We start from the raw sequence: 23202 nt of genomic DNA, 5'->3' as shown, positions 1-23202 counted from the left end.
CTTGTTGAGGTCGCCCTATGTCCCCGTGATTCCCGTTGTTGACCTTCCATACGGGCACGTAACGAGCACGGTCTGACCTTCCCACCCGTGGGCCCCAAACGATCTCAAGAGTCGTTCGGAATCGTTCACCCTGCTGGTTGCCTGGACTACGCAAGTCCGTCCGGCTTCATTCGTGATCGTCCGCACGGATGGCTCCTAAGATCCCAGTGGATCGGAAGGCATCTCCCAGATGCAGCCACCAGGTTGGAGCGACTGGTGTTCTGGCATCAGAAGGATTCGCTGTCCCCGGAGCTCGCTCTTTTCGTTGACGGCAGGCTCCATCTGAGCGTCCATGATCGGAAGTCTGAAGCCATCCCGTCGCCGCAGTTCAAGCGCTTTCCCCGGGCGCCAGTCTCCAGAACGCCAGTGTCCGATGATCCTGACGCGCAACCCCGGTTCTAACTTCAGACTCATTACCCGGAAATGAAACAGCCCTCCTTCCCCGCGTGAGGCGACTCGGTACCGCTCCCCACACTCACCGCACGTCCGCTCAGCCGGCCATGGCGAGGTATGAACAGTTCGGTCGGCGTCGTACTGGATCACGCCCGTACTCTAGGCCGCCCAGCCGGCCGGGTTGACTGGGCGGCCCGAAAACGGTCCTCGGTTCAGCGGAACAGCGCCTGGGCCCTGGGCAGGTCCCACAGGGCCACGCGGTCGCCGAGCCGCGCGCCGCTCTCGTCGGAGAAGCGGAAGTGGATGCCCGACCAGACTCGGCCGTTCACGTTGTCCCTGGTGAGCTGCCGCCACTCGGTGTAGGTGCGGCTCGTACCCGCCGGGCCCGTCATCTGGAACGGCGCCGTCCTGGGGCCGGCCAACCGCGTGAGGACCTGTTCGGCAGCGCCCGCGTAGGTGGAGTGGCCACCGGGGTACTCGGGGTGCGCGGGCGTCGTGATCAGCGGCTCCCAGGCCGGGTCGCCGCCCTCTCTGATCGCGGTGATCGGCCGCCAGCGCGTGTAGGTGTACTTGGCGTCGAACACCGCGATCTGCGCGTCCACGGTCACCGCGTGGAAGACGGCGACCAGTTCGGCGCGCCGAGCGGGAGATCCGCCGGCGTGCGCGACGGCCGCGCGCAACGCCTGGGTGTAGCCGGACAGGGAGGCCTGCGACCACAGCGTCGCGGTCGCCGTCTGCTCCGGCGTCCGTACCGCGCTGTCCTTGACGCCGTAGGCGCGCACCTCGGCGAGGTCCCTCAGGTACCGCGCCGAGTCGAGGGCGGGGGCGGAGCCTGGACGGAACCGGTCGGCCTGGCCGAGCAGGAACGTCCTGCCACGAGCCTGCCCTGCCTGTACGGCGCTCTCCTCGCCGGGAGGCGTCGGCCGCCACACGCCGGGCGCCGCAGGCGGAGGCGTGTAGGGGGTGTTGACCGACGCGGCGTCGAGGCCGTCGCCGGCCCGTTCCGCCAGGGTGCGGCGGGCCTGCTCACGCCCCGCCAGCACGCCGCGGTCCCTGGCGGCCCCGGCGGGGACGCGGTCCAGCGTGCGGGCCAGCGCACTGTCGAGCGTGCCGGTCTGGCCGGGGACGAGCGCCGCCAGCGAGTCGTGTACGGCCTGCGCGAGCGCCGCGTTCTGGAAGTCGCGGGACCGGCTGTCGCCTCGCAGCGCGCGGCTCGCGGCGATCCAGGCGATCGCCCACGCCCGGCCGTTGGTCACCTGAGGCGTCTGCCGGGTCGAAGGCGGGATGACGGACGCGGACACGTCAAACCATTCCAGGACCGTGTCAGCAGGAGCGCGTCCGGCGGACCAGGCGGGGGCGGACGTCCCCGCCAGGGTGGAGGTCATGGCCACGAGCCCGGCCAGGAGAGCTCTTCGTCGCACGGAGATTTTCCCTTCTGCGGATGAAAGCTGCGCAAGGGAATACGGAGCCCGCCCCGCCCGCGTTGGCCGTGGACGCGGCGAGCTCAGGAAATGCGCTGGGGGGCTGGGCGGGAGATCTCGCCCTCCGACTCCGTCGACTCTGGCCGCTTGGATGAGCCGCGATCCGACCGTCCGAACAGCTCGTTCTGGAGCTCCACGGGCGACTCACGCAGCCCGGGCGTAGCCACCCAATCGGGGATCGCCCAATGCTCGAAGCGCGTCGTCCACCACATCGTCGGCCGGCCCGGTCGCCCGCGTGGCCATCTCGGCCCCCAGAAGTGCTGAATGACCGGCCCCGTGATCCCTTCCAGCAGATCCGCTGTCAACCGACTGGTTATGGATCGTCAATCCGAGCCCGCCACCGTCAGCTCATGCCCTCGAGAACCCTTGCGGCCCTGACGGTCGCCGTGATGCTCACCGCGACCGCGACCGCGTGCTCGGACACCGAGGACAGCGGCGGCAAAGGAAACCTGACCTATGGAACGGCCATCGACGACGCCCCCACCGGGAAACTCATCGCCGACAGCGGCTTCCGACCCGAGACCAACGGTTTCGGGTTCGAGAACTACGGCGGCGGGGACGAGACCAACCTGACCTCCCAGGAGGTCCACAACCTGTTCGGCGACGCCGTCTGCATCGACGCGGAAACCGAGTCCTGCGAGCTCATCCCGCAGGCCGAGGCGTGGATGGAGCACACCAACAAGTCCATGGACGGCGGCCATTGCTACGGCATGTCGCTGACCAGCCTCCAGATGTGGCAACAGACGCTCAACGTCTCGGACTACGGCGCCGACACCACCCCGGAACTGGCGAAGGAGGACAACCAGCCCCTCCAGAGCGTCATCGCCCAGAACTTCGCCACCCAGTACGGCGCCGTCGTGAAGCAGCAAATGATCAAGGGCACGCCCAGCCAGATCGTCGACCGCCTCATCCAGGCCTGGTCCGCCGAGGAGAAGGAGGGCATGTCGCTCGGCTTCTACAAACGTGACGGCTCCGGCGGCCACGAGATCACGCCCTACGCGATCGAGAAGGCTGGCGACGGGCAGGTCAACATCCTGGTGTACGACAACAACTACCCGGGCGTCACGCAGAAGGTCAGGGTTGATCTGACGCGCGACACCTGGGAGTACAAAACCACCACCAAACCCGGCGAACCCGTCGACCTCTATGAGGGCGACGCCGAAACCGGCACCCTGGAACTGACCCCTGTCGAGGCCGTCACCGAGATCCAGCCCTGCTCTTTCTGCGGCAGGAACGACGACAGCGAGCAGAGCGGCAAGGGCTCCGCCAAGGGCGAACCGGCCGCCGACACCAAGCTCGTCTACCTGGACGGCGACGCCGCCAACCACCCGCACCTGCTCCTGACCGACGACGCCGGCCGTAGAACCGGCTACGTCGACGGCAAACTGGTGAACGAGATCCCCGGTGCCGCAGTCAGCAAGCCCAAGGGCGGCAAACCCGGTGACGACCCCGAACCCGAGTACACCATTCCCGGCGACAACCACATCACCATCACCGTGGACGGCGGCCATCTGACCAAGGACGTGAAGGACGTCCAGGTGGGCATCATCTACGACGCCTTCGACGTCGCCGCGGAGCAGATCCAGCTCCGCAAGGGAGCCAAGGACGTCTTCGACGTCAGTGCCGACATGAGCAAGTTCGGCTACACCGCCAGCGACACGGTCTCCCCCGTCGTCCACTTCGGCGCCAGCATCTCCGACGACGAGTACCTCACCTTCAACGTCTCCAACTCCGCCGACGTCGCCGGTAGCACGATGAGCGCCGAACTTCCCCTGGACGGCAAGCGCTTCGGCCGCTTCATCCTGGACACCAGCAAGGTCAAGGGCGACAGCGCAGCCTATGGCATCGAGGTCATCTACCAGGACAAGAAGGACGAGATCCGGTTCACCACGGACGACGTGGAGATGAACACCGGCGCCAAGGCCGCCGTCCGTTGGGACAAGGTGAATGAGAAGCGGCCGTACATGCCCCTGCTGGTTCAGGATGCGGGCGAGCGGACCTGGAGCAAGCTCGAACCGGCGGTCAATGAGTGACCCGTTCGAGGCAGGTGGAGATCTTGGCGGTGCGGCCGCGCCCTGCCCGTCGTGTCTGAAGGTACCCCGGCCGCCGTGTGCACGCTCCGCGTGTCCGGCACCACCAGGCTCGGGTCGGCTGGTCGTCCCCGCCTCTCCCGTCCCTGCCGGCGCAGCAGGTCGTGGGGCAGGAAATCCCGCTGGCGGCCGGTCGGCCCTGGTAGAGGATCGCGTTGACGATCTCCCGCATCTCGTGGCCACCCCGGTGGCCGCTGACCGATGGGTGGACCCCCGGCCGGCGGCCATGCTCTTTCACTCCTCGATCGCGGTCACATTGCTTTCCGCATGAGCATGAGGAAGACGGCGGAAACCTGTGACGGAAGCACACGATCGCGAGGCTTCGGGTCGTGGGACGCAACCGGAGGACCGCCTTCTCGCCGCCGACTGCGGCATGCCTGCTTGCGCACGCCGAGGGCACCACCGCTGGACAGCGAACGGCAGCTGAGGCCGCCGGGCCTGACACGAAATGGCGAAGCGAACTGCGACAGGCGGCGGCGTTCTTGGGACCGAGCACAGGCGGGCGGCTCGGTCGCATTCCTGCCGCGAGCCGAACGCTCGTTGTGCGATGTCCGTCAGTTCTGGACCGTTCACCGGAAAGCAGGCGATGCGGTCGCGGTTGGGACGCGGCGCGCGCGGAGGATCTCCGCCAGGGTGGTGAACACCGCCTCGTCCTTGGACTGCGGATGGACGCCGTGTCGACTTCGCGGACCTGCTCACCTATCACCGAGTAATCAGCTGTCAAAGCGAATCTTGTGGACTCTCCAGCGAGAAAGATCCCGTTCTCGAGGAGTGGACACAAGTGAAACGAAGCATCGCCGGCGCGCTCGTCGGCATCATCGTGGGCGCGAGCCTGGTATTCGGGGCCGCGGGTACGGCACAGGCCGCCACGGCCCAGGTAAACGCCGGAGTTCAGCAACGCATCCTGCCGGTTGTCGTGGCCAAGATCGGCCGCCGGCTGGCCAAAGAGCTCGTCAAGGCCATCGTGCGGCACTTCAAGAACGAGGCCCAGAAGGCGAATGATCGCCGAGAGTACATGCGGGCGGTCCTTGACGACGTCTGGAACAACGACAGTCCAGGGGTCGACGACCAGCTCCCGTTCGGGTACCACGTGCTCATCGCCGACGACAGCCGAGTCGACCTGAGCAAGCTGCGGTGCGACGACTGCCCCGACGGCAGGCCGATCCTCGAGCAGGAAACGGTCGACCTCGGCGCGGACGGCACCCAGCAGACCTTCTCCTACAGCATCGCCATCTTCGAGAAGGGCGAAGCCACGCTCAAGGGGCGTAAGGGCCAGCGCGACCGGATCCAGTGGATCGAGCCGGAGACGGCCAACCGCGCCGACGACGGCGTCCAGGTCAAGGAGGACGACTATCTCGGGTCCTGCGGCGCCGGCGGCTGCAACGACTGGCAGACCAGTGTGACATTCGCCCCCTACGGCGTCGAGAACAAGCCGGACTGCGGGGATGAGGACCTGGAGGACGGATGCCAGGGCGGCGGCGGCGGCTCCAAGCCCGTTCCGGGTAACCGTCTCGAGCACGGCAAGCAGCTGACCATCACCGCACAGGGCGGCTTCTCCCTCGGCCGACGCACCGTGTGGGACAAGGGCGACGGCACCTGGGAGATCGAGGTGCCCGCCACCGGCAACGTCCTGGAAGTCATCCCGAACAACTGGCGCGTCGAGGACAGACGCGCCCACCACGGCCCCACCCAGCTGTGGCGCTTCATCGACCCCGAAGGGGACGGCTGGTACAGCATCAAGAACGTCTACAACATGACCCACGGCTACCCACAAGGCGGCTGCCTGACCGTCGACGACAACGGCGGCAGGCCCATCTGGGCGATCGACTGCAACAAGCCGGGCAACCAACAGCTGTGGAAGCTGTCCTGACCTGACCGTCGGATGGGTGCCAGCCCCCGGGCGCTCACCCGACGGTCAGCCGGGCGCGCACCTCGTCAGCCTTCGGCACGCCGACGCCCTCGAATGCGTCAAGCGCCGCCGACCACGAGGTGCGCGCCCCTTCCGGCTGACCAAGCGTGAGCGTGGTCAATCATGGCGACCGCTCTGGCCGGTCGGCGGCTGGTTCGACGAAGATCGGCAGGGCAGCACCGCGTGTGGACGGTGTCCCCTGCCGGCACGGACGTCTTTCAGACGTGGCGAGGAGCAGCGTGCCGGCGCCTGTCGTGAGCTGATTCCACTTCGGCAGAGGTCTCCCCGTCGAACGTGGTCGACCTCTGGATCCTGCGGTCACGAACTTGATGATTGATTGACGGTCTCCGAGATCCGTCATCGGCCCTGTCATCCGGCGTCAATCCGCCGGCTTCACGCTGGACCCAGCACATGTCCGGATAGAGAGGGCTTTCCCATGAGCAGGGACACAGCGCTGGTGGACGCTGACTGGGCGCAGGCGCATCTGAGCGACCCCCGGGTGGTCTTCGTCGAAGTGGACGAGGACACCTCCGCCTACGACAGAGGTCATCTGCCGGGAGCGGTTCGCCTGGCTTGGACCACGGACCTGCAGGATCCCGTCCGGAGGGATTTCGTCGACAAGGCCGGGTTCGAAAGGCTGATGGCCAGAAAAGGCATCTCCAGTGATCACACGGTGGTACTCTACGGGGGCAACAGCAACTGGTTCGCGGCCTACGCCTACTGGTACTTCACGATCTACGGCCACGCGGACGTCCGGCTGCTCGACGGCGGACGTAAGAAGTGGGAGCTCGATGGCAGGGCGCTCACTCTCGATGAGCCTGCCCGCCGGCCCACGGCCTACCTCGCCCACGAGCCCCGCACCGACATCAGGGCGTTGCGGGAAGACGTGATCAAGGGCGTCGGCAGCGTCAAGCTGATCGATGTGCGCTCGCCCGACGAGTACGCGGGCCGCCTGCTCGCCCCTGCCCACCTGCCTCAGGAGGGTGCGCAGCGGCCTGGACACGTGCCCACCGCCACGAACGTTCCCTGGTCCAGGGCCTGCGCTTCCGACGGCACGTTCAGGTCCCAGGAAGAGCTGCGCGCACTCTATGGCGAGCCGGAGGGCCCAGTGATCGTCTACTGCCGGATCGGCGAGCGCTCCGCGCACACCTGGTTCGTCCTGCACGAGCTGCTCGACCTGCCCGAGGTGCGCAACTACGACGGGTCGTGGACGGAGTACGGCTCCCTCGTCGGCGTCCCCGTCGAGCTGGGCGACGGCCGGATCTGGGACAACGTCTGAGTGTCTCCGGCAGGCTCACCCAGCGGTGCCGCCCGTTGGCGGGCCTCGGCGCCCGCCACGCGCACGATCGCCGACACTCGCCACGCTGCTGGAAAGGGTCCGACGCGATCCTCGGCGACTGGGCCTGGTGAGCCCGCGGCGAGAGCGTGTAGCGGCTGGGAGGGGACACGCGGCCGGCCACCGCTGTCGAGATCGTGATCGGGCTCCTCGACGCCGCCAGCCACGCGCCGCTTACGAGCCGCCGATGCTGCATCAGCCACCCCAACGTGCGTTCGACAACCCAGCGGCGCGGCAGCACGTGGAAGCCGCTTTCGGAAAGACGCTTCACTACCTCCACGGCGATTCCGCGCCGAGTACCATGCCGGATCACAGCGGCGTTGTAACCGCCGTCGACCCACACGGTCGATACCTAGAAGCCGTTGTCTTACCGAATGTAGTTCCTGCGTTTCCGCTGGTGAGCCCAGGGGTGTTCGCAGCGAACGCGGTTTACGTCCACGTCGGTGGCCCACAATTGGGCGCCGGGGTGCGGGCGTTCCTTCCGCACGACCAGCCCCGTCCCACGCGTCCTCGCCGACGGTGCCGTCGGCTTCGACGGTCGGGGTCCACGCGCTCGCGGGAACCCCGAACCGGCACAACAGCGCGCCTGGGCGGGTGCCTACCGCAGGACGGGCCTGCCCTCAAGCACCGCCTTCAGGATCTTCAGGCTGTCGCAGATTCTGTCCTCTTCGAGGAACTCAGGGAGGACCGCCTCCGCCACGCTGACGGCCTTGCCTTCCCCGCCGAGGTAGACAGCGGCATTGGCTCCCTCGGCGTACTCGTCCAGGTGCCCGCGAACACAGGTGTCGGTCGTTGGTTCGCCGGCGAAATAGATACAGCCCCGGCCGCCCATCTCAAGCCAGGTATGTGCAGACACCGGCCCTTTGACGACGAGGGCGGCCGGGTCGTACAGCGAAGTCGCGAGAAGGTTCCGGACGGTCAAAGACCGGCCGACGAACAGGCAACTGTCCCAGAGGCACACCAGATCCTGTGCCACGACCGAGCCGGTGACGTAGAGCGAAGTGTAGACGTCCGCGTTGCAAAAGGTGATGGGACCGCTGACGGTTAGATCGCCATCGATGACGTAGACCGTGTCCTCGTCCTCGCCAGGCGTGTTGCCCAGCGCCAGCGCACCGTCGATCGTCAGGTCACCGCGGTGGACGTAGAAATGCTCGGGTTCCTCACCGAAATAGTCGTCGACATCCCAGCTGGTGCGGTTGCTCGCTTCGGCCATGTCGTACTGCTCCAGCGCCTCCTCAACTGGCACGGCATCCCAGTTTGCGGTGGGCGATTCGAGAAACATGCCTCTCCTTTCGACAGTGGGGTCATCGGCGGGTGGTCGCCGCCGCAGCGTTCGATAGCTGCCGTGATCCTCCCTCACAGCTACGACAGCATGCTGACGGGCGATCCGAGTGAAGGTCACTCCCACCCCCCGCCGCGGCAGGAAGGCCACAAGGCCGTCGTAGGCGTGGCCGGCCTGCAAGCAGTGGAACAGACAGCCAAGCATCCGGTTAAAGGTGTGGCGCAATGCGCTGGAATGCCGGTCACCATCGGCTCGCCGCCGATCAGCGAGCACTCGCTCAGCACCGATTGGTCTCGCATGGCTGACGATGAGCGCGCTCACGTTGCGCTACCCCCGTCCGCCAGAAGCGCCAGCAGCACGGAGGCGCTTGGCCTTCTGATGGTCGTATTGACAACCCGAGTTGACATTACGCACCTAAGCGATCTACACATCAACACGGTCCGTACACAAGAGCAGCCAGCGAGCAACCACTCGCCGCCTTCGACTCACGGCGAGTCGGAGAAGAACCGAGAAACCCCAGGTCAACGCGATGGGAATGAGTAGGGCGGGTGGGACTTGAACCCACGACCCACGGATTATGAGTCCGATGCTCTGACCGGCTGAGCTACCGCCCCCTGCGAGAGTGCAGTCTCCCACAAAATCTCGCGCTTGCCAGCATAGATCGCATCCCACCGGCGGGGGCGCCAATGGCGTTCCCTCGCGTCCCTTCCTTCTGGCCCCCTGCCCCGTGGAGGGCCGGGGCACCTCGGTTCCGAGAGCCGGGAAGGGAGCCGGGAAGGGAGCCGGGAAGGGAGCCGGGAAGGGAGCCGGGAATGGATGCGCGGCTCCCGGGGTTAGATCCTTCGTGGCCGGTGTGCCCAGTGTCCCCGGGCCTCACCTATTGCCTTCACGGAATACCGTTCGGCTGGAGCCGTGTTGCGCCTTTCGCCGAGAGGCGACCTGCACACCGGTTCGCACACGTGGGGAAACGCCCGCCCGATCCCGCCGGATCGGGCGGGCGTTTCTTCGTCCCGCCGCCCCGTCTCGCCGGATGAGCCAGGCGTTTCGGGTGGGCGTCTCCCGGCCGATGCCGCAGGATCAAGCGGGTGTCTTCTCGTCCGCGGGCCGCCGCGGTTCGAAAGTCCCAACCCTGCCAAGGTCCTGGCAAGCCTTACGGTAGGCCTCGCACCTGGCTTCCAGCTCCCGTTCCTCCTCAGTCATGCCTGGCATCCTGGCCGTCCTGTACGGGGCGACCGGTCAACTTGGCAGAACCTCTACCGTTCCCCGCTCTCCGTCGACCCGGACGCGGTCGCCGTCCTTGATGCGCATGGTGGCGGTGCCGGTGCCGACGACGGCGGGGATGCCGGGTTCGCGCGTGACGATCGAAGCGTGGGACAGCGGGGCGCCCATGCAGGTGACGACGGCGGCGCGGAGGAACAGCGGCGTCGTTGGTCAGGGTGGTGGCAAGGATCTCGCCCTGTTTGAGCCGTTCGTCCTCTTCCGGCCCCGGGATGACTCTCGCCACGCCTTCGACGATGCCGGGCGCACCGGGGAAGCCGGTCACCGCATCGGACACCTCGTACGGCACGCCGCGCGTCGTAGAGGTCGGCGCGGCCGTGGGGCGAGGCGGCCCAGCGGACGGGGTCGAAACCGAGCGAGTCGCGCGGGCTAGCCTGCGCGACGTACGCGGCGGCGTCGAGATGGTCCTGTGTCGCCTTGGCGACGGCCTGGGGGTCGTCCGGCTCGCTCACCCCCACCGCACGCTGCCACACGTCGGCCGGCAGGTCGGCGAGCCGTTCGCCGGGCCGCTTCGCCGAGGCAGGCGGGCGGTACCAGGCGACCAGGAACCGGGCCGCTTCGCCGAGGCGGGCGGGCGGTACCGGGTGATCAGGGACCGGGCGGCTAGACGCCCTTCACCCCGTCGATCAGTTCCCGCACCACGTCGAGATGGCCGTTGTGCCGCGAGGTCTCCTCGATCAGGTGCCCGAACACCCATCGCAGCGTGAACTCGTGGCCGGCGCGGCCCTTGCGCGCCGACAGCTCGTCCAGGTCGTGGTCGGCGAGCTTGCGGTCGATCTCCGCGCACGCGCGCGTGTACTCGTCCACCACATCGGCCAGCGTCCGCGAGGGGTCGGGCGTGAAGTCCATGTCGGGCGCCTCCTCCGACCACGGCGCGCGCACGTCCTCGCCGAGGAACACCACTTCGAACCACCAGTGCTCGACCCAGCGCAGGTGGCTGATCAGCCCGGCGATCGTCATGAGCGGCGAGTCGGGCAGCGGCGCCTTCCGCGCGGCCTCGTCGCTCAGCCCTTCGCACTTGGCCACGGCCGTGGCACGCGCGTAGGTCAGGAAGGTCTGCACGGTCGCTCGCTCGTCCCAGCTTCGCGGGACATCGGTTCTCTCCATGGCCCCAAGCTACTCATCCGTCATTTCGGGTAGCTGTCGGCTATGAGGTCCGCCGTCGTTGTGCTCGCGCTGCTCGTGCCGCTCGCCGTCGCAGGATGCGCCGCCGACACCGGCGCGCCCGCCCGTACGGCGGAGCGGTTCGTCGCCGCCGTGACCGCCCGGCAGGGAGAGGCGGCCTGCGCGCTGCTGGCCGCGAGGGCCGCCCAGAAGCTGCCGGACAAGGGCCAGACGTGCGCCCAGGCGCTGGTGGAGCTCGGTCTTCGGGAGGGCCCGGTGGTGTCGGCCGTCGTGTGGGGTGACGAGGCGCAGGTCCGCACGACCGGCGACACGATCTTCCTGCACCGCTTCGGCGGCGGCTGGCGGGTCAGGGCCGCGGGCTGCACGCCGCGGGGCGACGACCTGCCGTACGACTGCGAGGTGGAGAGCTGATGCGCGCGGTGTTCGTCACCACGGTGCTCATCGTCGTGGTGGGGCTGACGTGGTTCTTCGCGATGGGGCTGATGCACCGATGAAGCGTTTCCTCAAGGAGAACTCGCTGTCGCTGTTCTTCCTGCTGATCTTCGCCCTGGCGCTGGTGGGCCAGGCGGTGGCGGGCAACGGCCAGTACAACGACCGGCAACTGGTCGACGGCGGGCAGCCGATCTCGGTGGTCGAGTACGTGGCCTCGTCTGACTTCGCGGTGGACGTGGCCGAGAACTGGCAGTCCGAGTACCTGCAGTTCCTGCTGTTCATCGTGGCGACGGTGTGGCTGGTGCAGCGGGGCTCGCCCGAGTCCAAGGAGGTCGGCAAGGAGGGCGGCGAGTCCGACGAGGACCAGATGATGGGCAGGCACGCCCAGCCCGAGTCGCCGAACTGGGCCACGGCCGGCGGCTGGCGCAGCGCGGTGTTCAGCAACTCGCTCGGCTGGGTGATGGGCACCATCTTCGTGCTGTCGTGGCTGGCCCAGTCGGTGGCCGGGCTCGCCGCGAACAACTCCGAGCGGCTGGCCGAGCTGCGTGACCCGCAGGACTGGGGCGCCTACGTCATCGGCCCGGAGTTCTGGAGCAGGACGTTGCAGAACTGGCAGTCGGAGTTCCTCGCCGTGGCGTCGATGGTGGTGCTGTCGATCTTCCTGCGTCAGCGCGGGTCCCCGGAGTCGAAACCGGTCGGCGCTCCCCACGACGCGACGGGGGTCGAGGGCTGACCCGTGACGACGGCGACGACGCGCGTGCCGGGGGCGAAGGCGCCCTGCCTCGCCCGGTCGACGATTCCGTAGATCATCTTGGCCACGTAGACCTGCTCGAAGGAGGGGTCGAGCGCGGGCGAGAGCTTGGCGTAGCCGCCGAAGTGGTAGTCGAGGTCGAGGTCCCAGTTGCCGCTCACCTCGCCGTAGGCCTCGCGCTGGAGCCTGGCCACCTCGTCGGCGAGGAAGGCGGCGCCTTTGAGAACGGCGAAGCCGAGCGCGCGCTTTCCCTCGGGCAGCCCGGCCGCGATGCCCGCCAGGGTGCCGCCGGTGCCGACGGGGCAGCAGATCAGGTCGTAGTCGACGTCGATCTCCCCCGGCAGCTCGGCGCAGCCCCGCACCGCGGCGGCGTTGCTGCCGCCCTCGGGCAGGATGGCGACGTCGCCGAACCGCTCGCGCAGGCCGTCGAGCACGGGCGGGGTGTGCTTGAGCCGGTAGGTGGCGCGGTCGAGGTAGGTCAGGCGCATCCCGCAGGCCTTGGCGTAGGCCAGTGAGGGGTTGAGCGGCAGACGCTCCTCCCCGCGCACCACCCCGATCGTCTCGAAGCCGTGCTCCATGCCCGCTCTGGCCAGCGCGCGCAGGTGCCCCGAGTAGGCGCCGCCGAAGCTGAGCACGCGCGGGTGGCCCAGGTTGTACTTGAGCTTGCGGGCCTTGTTGTCGTCGTGCTTGAGGAAGAGCCTGACCGTCCCGAGCCGGGGATCCCTCATTTCCTCCATCGCGCTAGTCTACGGTCGAACCGTTGTTGAGGAGTGTTCGATTATGCGCGTTATTGAAGCTTTCCGTGGCGCCTACGGTGCCGAGCCGGCGACCGTGTGGCGGGCGCCCGGACGCGTCAACCTCATCGGCGAGCACACCGACTACAACGACGGTTTCGTGCTCCCCTTCGCCGTGCCGTGGGGTGTCACCGCCGCGCTCAGCCCGCGCACGGACGGCACGATCAGGCTGCTGTCGCTGCAGTCGCCCGGCGCACCCGCCGTCATCGAGACGTGGGAGTCCGCCACCGGCTGGACCCGCTACGTCGTCGGCGTCCTGGCCATGCTCGGCTCGCGCGTCCAGGGCGCCGACATCGTGATCGACGGCGACCTGCCCGCGGGCGCGGGGCTCAGCTCCAGCGCGGCCCTCGAGGTCGTCGTCGGCTCCGCGCTCAACGAGGTGTACGGCCTGGGCATGACGCCCATGGAGATCGCCCTGCTCGGCCAGAAGGCGGAGAACGACTTCGTCGGCATGCCGTGCGGCATCATGGACCAGGCCGCCTCGGCGCTGTCCGAAGAGGGCAAGGCGCTCTTCCTCGACTGTCGCTCCCTCGGATACCGCGCCATCCCGCTGGACCTGGCCGCGTACGGGCTGCGGATCCTCATCATCGACACCGGCGTCCACCACGAACTGGCCGACGGCCAGTACGCCAGGCGCCGCGCCGACTGCGAGTCCGCCGCCCGCAAGCTGGGGGTCGCGGCCCTGCGCGACGTGACGGACCTGGCCGGGGCGCTGGCCGTCCTGCAGGGTGACGAGCGCAAGCGCGTCCAGCACGTCGTCACGGAGAACCACCGCGTCGAGGCGGTCATCGGGCTGCTGCGCGCGAAGGCGGTCGCCGAGATCGGGGCGCTGCTGAACGCCTCGCACCTGTCGCTGCGCGACCAGTACGAGGTGTCCGCGCCCGAGCTCGACGTCGCGGTGGAGGCCGCCGTCAGGGGCGGGGCACGCGGCGCGCGGATGACCGGTGGCGGGTTCGGCGGGTCGGCGATCGCGCTGGTGGCCGAGGAGCGGGTGCCCGCCGTCCAGGAGGCGGTGCTGGCCGCCTACGCCGAGCGTGGCTGGAAGGAGCCCCGGTTCCTGCCCGCCACGCCCGCCAGGGGCGCCCACAAGCTCACCCTCTGAGCGCGGCGCGACGGTCTCCGGCCGGCGTCGCGTGACGCTCCGGAGCGCTTCGATCACACACTTTCCCGGTTCGGGGGACAAATCATGCCGAGCAGGGTGAAGATGTGATCTGCTGCGGGTCCCATGAGGGCGGCGCGGAAAGGGCGCCGCCACAGGAACGTGCCTCCGACCCGGAATCGGCAGGACGCTCCGCCAACCCGGAATGCGCTGGGTGCCAGGTGCTTACGTGGATGAGATCCCTTCGTCCCTTCGATGTCCACACCGCCGCCGAGAAGACCGTCGACTTCCGCGAGGCGGAACGATTCATCCGCCTGTTCCACGCGGAGAACCCGGACGCGGGAGACGTCACCGCGCGCCTACGCCGGATCGCGAGGGACGCGGCGAAGTTCGGCACCTACACGCACACCGCCGAGGAACTGGAGTTCGGCGCGAAAGTGGCCTGGCGCAACAGCAGCCGCTGCATCGGAAGACTCTACTGGCGGTCGCTGAAGGTCAGGGACCGCAGGGACGTCTCCACCGCCGAAGGCGTCGCCGTCGAATGCGTCGCCCACCTGCGAGAGGCCACGGGCCATGGCAAGATCCGGCCGATGATCACCGTGTTCGCCCAGGACCACCCCGGCTGCCCTGGACCGCGCATCGTGAACGAGCAGCTGATCCGCTACGCCGGCTACCAGCTCAAGGACGGCGGCGTGCTCGGCGACCCGCGCAACGTCGCCTTCACCGGACAGGCGCTCGCCATGGGCTGGCGCGGCGGCCAGAGAACCAGGTGGGACGTGCTGCCGCTGGTCGTCCAGCCCGCCAAGGGACAGCCGCTGCTGTGCAGCGTGCCAGGGGACGCGATCCTCGAAGTACCGATCAGGCATCCCGAGTACCGCTGGTTCGAGGAACTGGACCTGCGCTGGCACGCCCTGCCCGCCATCTCGAACATGTGCCTGGAGATCGGCGGCATCTGCTACCCGTGCGCGCCGTTCAACGGCTGGTACATGGGGACCGAGATCGGCGCCCGCAACCTCGCCGACCACGACCGCTACGACCAGCTCCCGCTGATCGCCCGGCGGCTGGGCCTGGACACCTCCAGCGAGCGCACCCTGTGGCGCGACCACGCGCTGGTGGAGCTCAACGTGGCGGTGCTGCACTCGTTCGAGCGGGCGGGGGTGACGATGACCGACCACCACACCGAGTCCAGGCGGTTCCTGACCCACCTGGAGCGGGAGGAGAAGGCGGGCAGGGTCTGCCCGGCGGACTGGTCGTGGATCGTGCCACCGATGTCCGGCGCGACCACCCCGGTCTTCCACCGCTACTACGACCGGCACCGCCTCACCCCCGCCTTCGTCCCCGCCCACCCGTGACTCCCCCGCTCCCCGCTCCCCGCTCCCTGTCTCTCCATGGCAGCGCAGGCACCTCTCCACGGCAGCGACAGACCTCTCTTCACGCAGCAGCGCAGGCACCCCTTCACGGCGGCCCAGACCTCTCTTCGCGCGGACAAGCGCAGGCACCCTTCACGGCGGCCCAGGCCTCTCTTCACGCAGCGCAGGCACCCGTTCCAGCGGCCCAGGTCTCTCTTCACCGTGCGGGCCGCTCTTCACGGCAGCGCGGGCGCGGGCCGTCCGGCCGGCGCGTCTTCCTTCTGTACGGCAGGCCCGCCCAGGCGCCTCCGCCCGGCACGGGGTCCCGCCCGTCCAGGGGACGCTCCTCGGGCGCGCGTGGCGGGGGTGGGCGACGGCGATCCCCACCCGACCTGCCCGATCACGGCTTTCCGGACCTGCCCCCCTTGGTGTAGAACGTTGTTCTGTAACGTCAGTAGCAGGCGCCTGGAGGGTGCGCGATGTCGGAGCTGGTGCTGTCGTCGGTCGACCAGGGCGTGATGACGCTGACGTTCAACCGTCCCGAGCGCCTCAACGCGTGGACGGACGCGATGGGCCGCCGCTACTACGACCTCCTCGAACAGGCCGAGAAGGACCCCGCCGTACGGGCGATCGTGGTCACCGGCGCGGGCAGGGGCTTCTGCTCGGGCGCCGACTTCCAGACCCTCGACGCCATCCGGTCCGGCACCTATGACGAGGAGCCCGACCCGAGGCCGAACACCTTCCCCACCACCATCCGCAAGCCGATCATCGCCGCCGTCAACGGGGCGTGCGCGGGGCTCGGCATGGTGCACGCGCTGGTGTGCGATCTCGTCTTCAGCGCCGAGGACGCCAAGTGGACGACGGCCTTCGCGCGCAGGGGACTGATCGCCGAGTACGGCCTGTCGTGGGTGCTGCCGCGGCTCATGGGGCAGCAGCGGGCCATGGATGTGCTGCTGTCGGGGCGGGTGTTCACCGGCGCCGAAGCCTGCGCGATGGGCCTGGTCAACCGGGCGGTCCCGGGCGAGGAGCTGGTGCCGCAGGCGCAGGCGTACGCGCGGGAGCTGGCGGTGCACAGCTCTCCGGCGTCCATGGAGGTCATCAAGCGCCAGGTGTGGGGCGACTGGGACCAGACGCTGGAGGCGTCGGCCAAGGCCGCGGAGCGGGAGATGATGGCCTCGTTCGGCCGCCCCGACTTCACCGAGGGGGTGGCCGCCTTCCTCGAACGCCGCGACCCCCGCTTCCCTCCCCTGTGACCCCGCGTGGAGTCAGCCGGTCAACCAAGTTCAGCCTCGTTCGTGCCCGTTCACACCGGCTGACTCCCCCTTCGACTCCTCAGCCCATCACGGCGGCCGGGTGATGCGGCCTGTCGGTGCGATGCGGGCCCCACGGGGTGATCGGATCCGCTCGGGCGCCTCGGATGCCACTCACTGTGTCACTCGCCAGGGCTCCCTGCTGAGTACTCAGCGAAGATCTCGGTCAGGACGCGCCGTGCGTTCAGCGCCACCTCGTCGGTATCGCCCAGGGTGTCTGAGCAGGTGGCCATCGTCTTCCAGAGAGCCCAGCCACGCCCGCGCGCCCACTTCGCATCGTCAACGGACAGTCGCTCGCGGAACGCCTGGCGGCCGTCGGCGGTCAGCAATGTCCACGCGATCGCCAGGTCGCAGGCCGGGTCGCCGACGCCGCACGTGCCGAAGTCGATGACGGCTGCCAACCGCCCGTCCTCGAGCAGCACGTTGCCCTGGGCAAGGTCACCGTGGAACCACCTGTCCACACCGTCCCAGCGTGCGTCCAGCGCGGTCTTCCAGATCTCGCGCGCCAGGCTGACATCGACGTGGCCGTCCAGTTCCTTCAGCGCGTGCTCGAGCAGCCCCTCATAGGTGCGCAGTGTGGCGCCCCGGAACCAGTTGTGCTTTCCCGGCCGGGGACCGTCAGCGGTGTCGACGCTCTGCAAGGCCGCGACGAAGCCGGCCAGGTCGACCGCGAAGCCGACCGGATCGGCGATCCGGTCGGCGCTCGCAGGCTCGCCGTCGAGCCACTGGTAGATCGACCACGAGAAGGGGTAGCCCGCACCTGGCTCGCCCTTCGCCAGCGGGGTGGGAATGGGCAGCGGAAGCTGGGAGGCGAGCGGCGGAAGCCACCGGTGTTCCTTTTCCACCGCCAAGGCGTACTCGGCTGCGCTGGGCAGACGCATCAGCATTCCGTCGCCGAGATGGAAGGTCACGTTGTCCCAGCCACCATTGGAGACGGGCTCGACCGGGAGGTCCGCCCACTGAGGAAACTGCTCGGCGACGAGCCGATGAGCCTGCTCCGCGTTGACCGTGACGCGCTGGGGCAGTGGGCCAAGATCGGGTATACCGCTCAACGAGACCTCCCTGTCCGGCGACGGACTCGAGTGTGCGACCAGCTAGGCATCCTGCCAGCCGGCGTCCGTCAGCGCGCAAGTGCGAACAGACGCCACCGCCCCGGCCTGCCCGTATGCCGTCGTCCCACCTGCAGGGAAGCGGGCGGCTGAGAGGCTGGCCCTGCCACGCGCCCGGTGACGGGGCTGAGCGACGTTTCGGTCTACTTCGACGCGAGCACGAACGCGTCCGGCTCAAGGACCTGCGCGCTGGAGCAGGCCGTGGCGGTCCTGAGGGCGTGGGAGGGGGCGAGAAGTTCGACAGCGTACGTCCCAGAGGAGGCCCGCACGCTCCCGTTCTGACGCTCTTAACGACTCAGGCCCTCCCACCTGTCACCAGGTAGAGGGCCTGAGTCGTATGTTCCTTGGCTGAGCCAAGCTCCCGCGATAGGACTCGAACCTATAACCTGCCGGTTAACAGCCGGCTGCTCTGCCGATTGAGCTACACGGGATCGGACTTTCGCGCTTCCCGGCCGGGGCTTGGGGCCCTTCCGTTCGGCGCAGGAATAGATTAGCGCACATCTGGAGTGCGTGTCGCATCGTGAGCGGGGTAGGCCCGGAGACAGCGGAGGTGGAAAATGCGATATCGGATGATGTTCGCTGTCGGATTGGCCGTTGGCTACGTGCTCGGCACCAGAGCGGGGCGGGAACGCTACGAGCAGATCAAGCGCGCGGCCCGGCGTGTCGCCGACAGTCCGAGGGTTCAGGAGGCGGCCGGGCTGATGGGGGCCCAGGTCTCCAAGGTGGCCGGCGTGGCGCGGGCGAAGGTCGGCGACAAGGTGCCGTTCCTGGGGAAGGGCCGCGAGGCCGACCATCTGGACACCGGGACGGGCTGGCCCGAGTCCGAGAAGCCGGAGTCCAAGACGCAGGCCGACGACAGCGGCGTGCCGTACTAGACGCACGAGGGGGCCCGGGGGGACAGCCGGGCTCCCTTCAGACGCCCATGCTGCGCCTGATGCCCTCCAGCGCCTGCTCGGCGTGGGCGCGCAGCCCGGGGTCGTCCGGGTCGAGACCCTCGTCGAAGTGCAGCTTCCAGGTGAAGTCGTTCGAGCCGGGCGCCCTGCGGGCCACCAGGCGCACCCCTCCCCTGCTGGGCAGCGGCACGTACTTGTTGACGACGATCGTGGAGTTGACCCGTTCGCGTACGGCCTCGGGCAGCCGGTTCGGTTCGGTGACGGGCGCCGACAGGCGGCGGCCGTCGGACGTGGTCAGGTTGAGCCCTTCGTCGTCCCATGCCGCCCGCTCGACCTGCTCCCACGGCACCCGTTCGCCGTCGGGCAGGAACAGCGCCAGGTCGGTGGCGACCACGTAGCCCTCGCCGGACCGGGCGAAGGTCAGCACGCGCTCCCCGCTCGTGGTGGCCAGGTTCTTGCGCACGTCGGACGGCAGGCGGCGGAAGATGCTCATGAGGCCAAGGTATCGGCGAGCAGATCCAGGGTGAGCGCCGCACTCCAGGAGAAGTCCCTGCACCCCCTGCCGCTGCCGTCGAAGGGGTCGAAGCACTCGCGGAAGCCCGCCTGCCGTACCAGCCGGAGGGTGCCGGTGGTGAGCAGTTGGGCCAGGTGGGGCAGGTCGTGGAGGATGGCGGCGCGGCGCAGCAACCAGTTGGTGTTGACCCAGGACGGGCCGCGCCAGTAGCGGGTCCGGTCGAACTGGTGCGCGCGGATCTCGCAACTCGGCACGGGGTAGCCGGCGGCGCCCATGAAGCGGGCCGACTCCAGGATCTCGACCAGCGCGGTGACGGTGTCGCGGGGCAGTTCGGGGTCGAGGAGGGGGCCGAAGGCGCCGATGGTGGTGACCGGGATGAGGCGGTTCGCGCGCAGGTCACGGGCGTAGAAGCAGCCGTTCCAGAGGCGCTCGGCGAGGGCCGTCCTGATCCTGGCGGCCTGGTCGGCGTGGGGCGCGGGGTCGCGGCCCGCGACGGTGGCCAACTCGGCCAGGGCGTGACAGGAGGCCAGCCAGACGCCGTTGAACATCGGGTCCTCGACGGCGAACGGGTGGTCGTCGCGCAGGTACTCGTGGCGGTAGCCCGCGTCGCGGTAGCGGAGGGCGAGCCAGACGTAGCGGTCGTGGTCGCTGTCGGGGTGGCGCTCGTCCAGGCTGGGGGTGCGGTAGCCGTACCTGATCTCGGGGAGGGCGGCCAGCGGCTCGTCCCAGGTGGGGCTGTCGTCCATGCCGGACTCCCACGGGTGGACGATCGCGGCCAGCCCGCCGCCGCCGAGGTCGCGGGCGGTGGCCAGGTAGGCGTGCTGGGCGGCGAGCGCGGGGAAGACGCGCCTGACGTAGGCCGTGTCGGCGGTGTGCCGCCACACCCACCAGACGGCCAGCGCGTGCAGCGGCGGGGTGGTCAGGCCCGAGGTGAGGATGCCGGAGGGGGCGTCGGGGTGCTCGGAGGAGCGCCAGACGGAAGGCCCGGGAAAGTACGCCTCGGGGGTGTGGAAGACGATGTGCGGGATCATTCCCGTCGCCCACTGGCCCTTCAGCAGGCCGTCCAGCTCGGCCGTCGCGCGCTCGGGCCGGTGCCTGGCCAGCCCGATCGCGACGAAGGCGGAGTCCCAGCTCCACTGGTGCGGGTAAAGGCCAGGGGCAGGCACGGTGGCCGACCCCATCCAGTTCGCCTCGAGCACGTGCAACGCCTCGCGCCCGAGCGCGGCGTCATCGACCGCCGGCCGCGCCTCCATCTGCCCACTATGCGCCGGTCTGTCCTAGCTGAACAGGGTCTCCCCCCAGAACCCGCCCGGCCGGACGCCCGGCGGGCACACCCACAGGCCCGAGCCGACGTGCTGGATGTACTCGTTGAGCTGGTCCGTCCTGGCCAGCGACCGCTGGATCGGGATGAACCCGCGCTCGGGGTCACGCTGGTAGGCGATGAAGAACAGGCCGGCGTCGAGGCGGCCGAGCCCGTCGCTGCCGTCGGTGAAGGAGTAGCCGCGGCGCAGGATCCTGACACCGCCGAGCGAGGCGGGGTTGGCCAGTCTCACGTGCGAGTCGGCGGGCAGCAGGGACAGGTCGACGGGGTCGTGCTCCCGGGTACGGCCGTAGGCGGCGCCCTCGCCCTTCGTGCGGCCGAAGATGTCCTCCTGCTCCTTGAGCGAGGTGCGGTCCCAGGTCTCGATGTGCATCCTGATCCGCCGCGCCACCAGGTAGGAGCCGCCCACCAGCGCCTGCGGCCCCTCCGAGCCGATCCAGACGTGCTGGTCGAGCAGCTTGGCGTCGGAGCCGGGGATGTTGTTGGTGCCGTCCTTGAAGCCCATCAGGTTGCGCGGGGTCTGCTCCTCGGGCGTGGTCGAGGAGGTCTTGCCGAAGCCGAGCTGCGACCAGCGCACGCCGGCCGTGCCGAACCCGAGCCGCACCAGGTTCCGTACGGCGTGCACCGCCACCTGCGGGTCGTCGGCGCACGCCTGGACGCACAGGTCGCCGTCGCTGCGGGCCGGGTCGAGCTTGTCGCCGGGGAAGCGCGGCAGCGGCTTCAGCGCGGCGGGCCGTTCCAGGCCGAGCTTGTCGAAGAACGACGCGCCGAAGCCGATGGTGAGCGTGAGCCTGGAGGCGGGCAGGCCGAGCGCCTCGCCGGTGTCGTCGGGCGGGGCGAGCGGCACGCCGAGCGCCCCCTTGCCGACCTCGCGCCCGGCCGTCATCTGCTCGGCCGCCGCGGTCCACTGCCTGAGCATGGCCACGACCTTGTCGCGTTCGGTGGTGGTGAGGTCGAAGGCGGCGAAGTGCAGGCGGTCCTGGACAGGGGTGGCGATGCCCGCCTGGTGGGCGCCGTGGAAGGGGATGGGGGCGTGACCCGCGGCGGCGGCGGGGGCGGGCGTGGCCTGCTGGGCCAGGCCGTAGACGGCGCCTCCCGTCACGCCCGCGCCGGCCACGAGCCCGGCGCCGGTCAGCAGCCTGCGTCGCGTCACCATGGCTCAGCCCGCCACGGCGGCCGCGAGGCCGGACAGGGGCTCGGCGAGGGCGTTGACCGCGTCGGCCAGCTCCTTGACCTGCTCCTTCGACAGCTCGGTGTAGGAGACGAAGCCGTCGCCCTTCCGGTAGGCGGCCAGGAGCTTGTCGAGGTCGGCGAACCGGGTGTCGAGCGTGGTGACCAGGGCGGGGTTGCGTTCCATCAGGATGGGCGTGAGCAGCTCGTAGACCTTCTTGGCGCCGTCGACGTTGGCGTCGAAGTCCCACAGGTCGGTGTGGGAGAAGGCCTCCTCCTCGCCGGTGACCTTGCCGGTGGCGACCTCGTCGAGCAGTTCCTTGGCGCCGCTGGCCATGGAGGCGGGGGTGATCTCCGCCTCGGGCAGCCGCTTCTTGAGGTCGTCGAGGTCGGCCAGCAGCTGGTCGGCGTACTTCTTCTCCTTGTCGAGGCTGTCGGGCTGCTTCCACAGCGCCTTCTCCAGGCGGTGCCAGCCCGTCCATTTCTGACCCTGTTCGAGGTCGGCCTCGCGCAGGTCGACCTTGGGGTCGATGTCGCCGAACGCCTCGGCCACCGGCTCGATGCTCTCCCAGCCGACCCGGCTGGGCGCGTAGAGCGCCTTGGCCCGCTTGACGTCGCCCTTCCTGACCGCGGCGGCGAGCTCCTCGGTCTTGGCGATCGTGTCGTCGACCTGGGCGGTGATGTAGGCGCGGTAGTCGGTGACCGCCCTGGTCGCGCGCGGGTCGGCGGCGGCCTTCAGCTCGCCGGTGACGGTGAAGGGCGCCTTGATGCCGTCGCCCTTGTGGCCGGGCTTGCAGGCGAGCTCGTAGCTGCCGCCGCCGATCTCCACGACGAGGTCGGCGGTGGTGCCGGGCTGGATGTTGTTGCGCTCGCTCACCACGGTCCTGTCGGCGCGGTAGACGTAGACCGCGGTGAACTGGCCGCCGTCGTTCTTGATCGCGAACTTGACGACGCCGGCCTTGAGGACGGTCTTGCCGACGACGCAGGTGGTGTCGGTGGCGGTGACGGGCACGTTCTCCTGGACCGCCCCGGTCGGGGCGGGCCGCGGAGCCGAGGCGGCGCTGCCGCTGCCGCTGGCGCTGCCGCCGTCGGCGCCGTCGTCGGCGGCGGTGCCGCAGGCGGCGAGCGTGACGGCGAGTACTCCACACAGGGCTAGGGAACGCATGGTCGACTCCTTGAGCGCGTTAGGTCGTCCTAACTTAGCTTTCCCTAACCTAAACCGCCTACGTGGGGTCCGTCACCTACCGCGTCTTGGCCCAACGGGAGACGAACATCACGGCCACCGCGATGCCGCCGATGATCAGCGCCCACTTCAGGAGCGTGAGAGCGAAGCCCAGGATCGGGCCGACGAGCATGAGGCCGACGATGACCAGGGCGATGATGAGCAGGATGCGTGCCATGGGAGCAACGCTAGGCCGCCGGAGCCCGACATGGACCGGTTCGGCGGTCGAATCAGGGACAAGTCAGGGAGACCCCTCAGGGTCAGGAACCCCCCTGGACACGACCGTCGTTGACCCGGTAAATGGG

20 protein-coding genes, 2 tRNA genes and 2 pseudogenes are annotated in these 23202 nt (G+C 69.2%); 9 read left to right on the top strand and 15 right to left on the bottom strand.

Annotated elements, in window-relative coordinates; genetic code table 11:
• Window positions 1-644: 644 nt before the first annotated feature.
• Window positions 645-1853: a vanadium-dependent haloperoxidase gene (locus ACWENQ_RS03790; RefSeq protein ID WP_452412799.1), complete on the bottom strand. Its 1209-nt coding sequence runs from the start codon at window positions 1851-1853 to the stop codon at window positions 645-647.
• Between the two features lie 410 nt (window positions 1854-2263).
• Between ACWENQ_RS03790 and ACWENQ_RS03785 the strand changes: the two genes are divergently transcribed.
• The 3 genes from ACWENQ_RS03785 to ACWENQ_RS03775 all read left to right on the top strand — a co-directional run bounded on the left by ACWENQ_RS03785 (window position 2264) and on the right by ACWENQ_RS03775 (window position 7191).
• The gene (locus ACWENQ_RS03785; RefSeq protein ID WP_449916545.1) at window positions 2264-3946 is read left to right on the top strand and encodes a hypothetical protein; all 1683 of its coding nucleotides are present in this window, start codon (window positions 2264-2266) and stop codon (window positions 3944-3946) included.
• Window positions 3947-4784: 838 nt separating this feature from the next.
• A complete protein-coding gene (locus tag ACWENQ_RS03780) occupies window positions 4785-5873 on the top strand; it encodes an RICIN domain-containing protein (protein WP_452412798.1) in 1089 nt (362 codons plus the stop codon).
• 475 nt (window positions 5874-6348) lie between these two features.
• Window positions 6349-7191, top strand: coding sequence for a sulfurtransferase (locus ACWENQ_RS03775; protein ID WP_452412797.1), 843 nt, complete (start codon window positions 6349-6351; stop codon window positions 7189-7191).
• Window positions 7192-7426: 235 nt separating this feature from the next.
• Here the strand turns inward: ACWENQ_RS03775 and ACWENQ_RS03770 are convergent.
• From ACWENQ_RS03770 to ACWENQ_RS03745, 6 genes and pseudogenes are all read right to left on the bottom strand, one after another.
• Window positions 7427-7588 (bottom strand): annotated as a pseudogene (locus tag ACWENQ_RS03770) (IS5/IS1182 family transposase); the annotation flags it as partial.
• 75 nt (window positions 7589-7663) lie between these two features.
• Window positions 7664-7808: pseudogene (locus ACWENQ_RS03765) on the bottom strand (IS1380 family transposase); the annotation flags it as partial.
• A 38-nt stretch (window positions 7809-7846) separates the two neighbouring features.
• Window positions 7847-8851, bottom strand: coding sequence for a hypothetical protein (locus ACWENQ_RS03760; protein ID WP_452412796.1), 1005 nt, complete (start codon window positions 8849-8851; stop codon window positions 7847-7849).
• 219 nt (window positions 8852-9070) lie between these two features.
• A tRNA-Ile gene (locus ACWENQ_RS03755) sits at window positions 9071-9144 on the bottom strand.
• A 622-nt stretch (window positions 9145-9766) separates the two neighbouring features.
• Window positions 9767-9919: a PEP-utilizing enzyme gene (locus ACWENQ_RS03750; protein WP_452412795.1), complete on the bottom strand. Its 153-nt coding sequence runs from the start codon at window positions 9917-9919 to the stop codon at window positions 9767-9769.
• Window positions 9920-10411: 492 nt separating this feature from the next.
• Window positions 10412-10915 carry a DinB family protein gene (locus tag ACWENQ_RS03745; protein WP_452412794.1) on the bottom strand — a complete coding sequence of 168 codons (504 nt, stop codon included), beginning with the start codon at window positions 10913-10915 and terminating at the stop codon, window positions 10412-10414.
• Window positions 10916-10957: 42 nt separating this feature from the next.
• On the opposite strand from ACWENQ_RS03745, the gene ACWENQ_RS03740 reads away from it, so the two are divergent.
• Entirely contained in the window at window positions 10958-11344 is a 387-nt protein-coding gene (locus ACWENQ_RS03740; RefSeq protein WP_452412793.1) for a hypothetical protein, read from the top strand.
• A 79-nt stretch (window positions 11345-11423) separates the two neighbouring features.
• A complete protein-coding gene (locus tag ACWENQ_RS03735) occupies window positions 11424-12098 on the top strand; it encodes a DUF6766 family protein (protein WP_449916559.1) in 675 nt (224 codons plus the stop codon).
• Here ACWENQ_RS03735 and ACWENQ_RS03730 read toward each other — a convergent pair.
• Entirely contained in the window at window positions 12032-12853 is an 822-nt protein-coding gene (locus ACWENQ_RS03730) for a 1-aminocyclopropane-1-carboxylate deaminase/D-cysteine desulfhydrase (RefSeq protein ID WP_452412792.1), read from the bottom strand. The two genes, ACWENQ_RS03735 and ACWENQ_RS03730, sit on opposite strands and share 67 nt — an antisense overlap.
• Window positions 12854-12896: 43 nt before the next feature.
• On the opposite strand from ACWENQ_RS03730, the gene galK reads away from it, so the two are divergent.
• The 3 genes from galK to ACWENQ_RS03715 all read left to right on the top strand — a co-directional run bounded on the left by galK (window position 12897) and on the right by ACWENQ_RS03715 (window position 16611).
• Window positions 12897-14012: a galactokinase gene (galK, locus tag ACWENQ_RS03725; protein WP_452412791.1), complete on the top strand. Its 1116-nt coding sequence runs from the start codon at window positions 12897-12899 to the stop codon at window positions 14010-14012.
• Between the two features lie 230 nt (window positions 14013-14242).
• A complete protein-coding gene (locus ACWENQ_RS03720) occupies window positions 14243-15361 on the top strand; it encodes a nitric oxide synthase oxygenase (RefSeq protein ID WP_452412790.1) in 1119 nt (372 codons plus the stop codon).
• A gap of 476 nt (window positions 15362-15837) precedes the next feature.
• Window positions 15838-16611 (top strand): enoyl-CoA hydratase-related protein, encoded by a 774-nt coding sequence (locus tag ACWENQ_RS03715; protein ID WP_449916570.1) that lies wholly within the window; start codon window positions 15838-15840, stop codon window positions 16609-16611.
• A gap of 179 nt (window positions 16612-16790) precedes the next feature.
• Here ACWENQ_RS03715 and ACWENQ_RS03710 read toward each other — a convergent pair whose 3' ends face one another.
• Both ACWENQ_RS03710 and ACWENQ_RS03705 read right to left on the bottom strand, forming a co-directional pair.
• Window positions 16791-17720: an aminoglycoside phosphotransferase family protein gene (locus ACWENQ_RS03710; RefSeq protein WP_452412789.1), complete on the bottom strand. Its 930-nt coding sequence runs from the start codon at window positions 17718-17720 to the stop codon at window positions 16791-16793.
• A 415-nt stretch (window positions 17721-18135) separates the two neighbouring features.
• Window positions 18136-18208, bottom strand: a tRNA-Asn gene (locus tag ACWENQ_RS03705).
• Window positions 18209-18334: 126 nt separating this feature from the next.
• On the opposite strand from ACWENQ_RS03705, the gene ACWENQ_RS03700 reads away from it, so the two are divergent.
• On the top strand, window positions 18335-18652 hold the full coding sequence (locus ACWENQ_RS03700; RefSeq protein WP_449916573.1) for a YtxH domain-containing protein: 318 nt from the start codon (window positions 18335-18337) through the stop codon (window positions 18650-18652).
• Between the two features lie 37 nt (window positions 18653-18689).
• Here the strand turns inward: ACWENQ_RS03700 and ACWENQ_RS03695 are convergent, their stop codons facing one another.
• The 5 genes from ACWENQ_RS03695 to ACWENQ_RS03675 all read right to left on the bottom strand — a co-directional run bounded on the left by ACWENQ_RS03695 (window position 18690) and on the right by ACWENQ_RS03675 (window position 23075).
• Window positions 18690-19163: a hypothetical protein gene (locus ACWENQ_RS03695; RefSeq protein ID WP_354906518.1), complete on the bottom strand. Its 474-nt coding sequence runs from the start codon at window positions 19161-19163 to the stop codon at window positions 18690-18692.
• A complete protein-coding gene (locus tag ACWENQ_RS03690) occupies window positions 19160-20437 on the bottom strand; it encodes an amylo-alpha-1,6-glucosidase (RefSeq protein ID WP_449916576.1) in 1278 nt (425 codons plus the stop codon). The genes ACWENQ_RS03695 and ACWENQ_RS03690 overlap by 4 nt, the downstream gene beginning before the upstream one ends.
• A gap of 24 nt (window positions 20438-20461) precedes the next feature.
• Window positions 20462-21661, bottom strand: a complete 1200-nt coding sequence (gene efeB / locus ACWENQ_RS03685; protein WP_354906520.1) for an iron uptake transporter deferrochelatase/peroxidase subunit — start codon at window positions 21659-21661, stop codon at window positions 20462-20464.
• 3 nt (window positions 21662-21664) lie between these two features.
• Window positions 21665-22840 carry an iron uptake system protein EfeO gene (efeO, locus tag ACWENQ_RS03680; RefSeq protein ID WP_452412788.1) on the bottom strand — a complete coding sequence of 392 codons (1176 nt, stop codon included), beginning with the start codon at window positions 22838-22840 and terminating at the stop codon, window positions 21665-21667.
• Window positions 22841-22916: 76 nt separating this feature from the next.
• Window positions 22917-23075, bottom strand: a complete 159-nt coding sequence (locus ACWENQ_RS03675; RefSeq protein WP_354906522.1) for a hypothetical protein — start codon at window positions 23073-23075, stop codon at window positions 22917-22919.
• Window positions 23076-23202 lie beyond the last annotated feature (127 nt).

Source organism: Nonomuraea sp. NPDC004354 (genome assembly GCF_053602555.1).
Note: the sequence above shows the minus strand (reverse complement) of the source record. Positions and strands in the feature narration are given on the sequence as shown.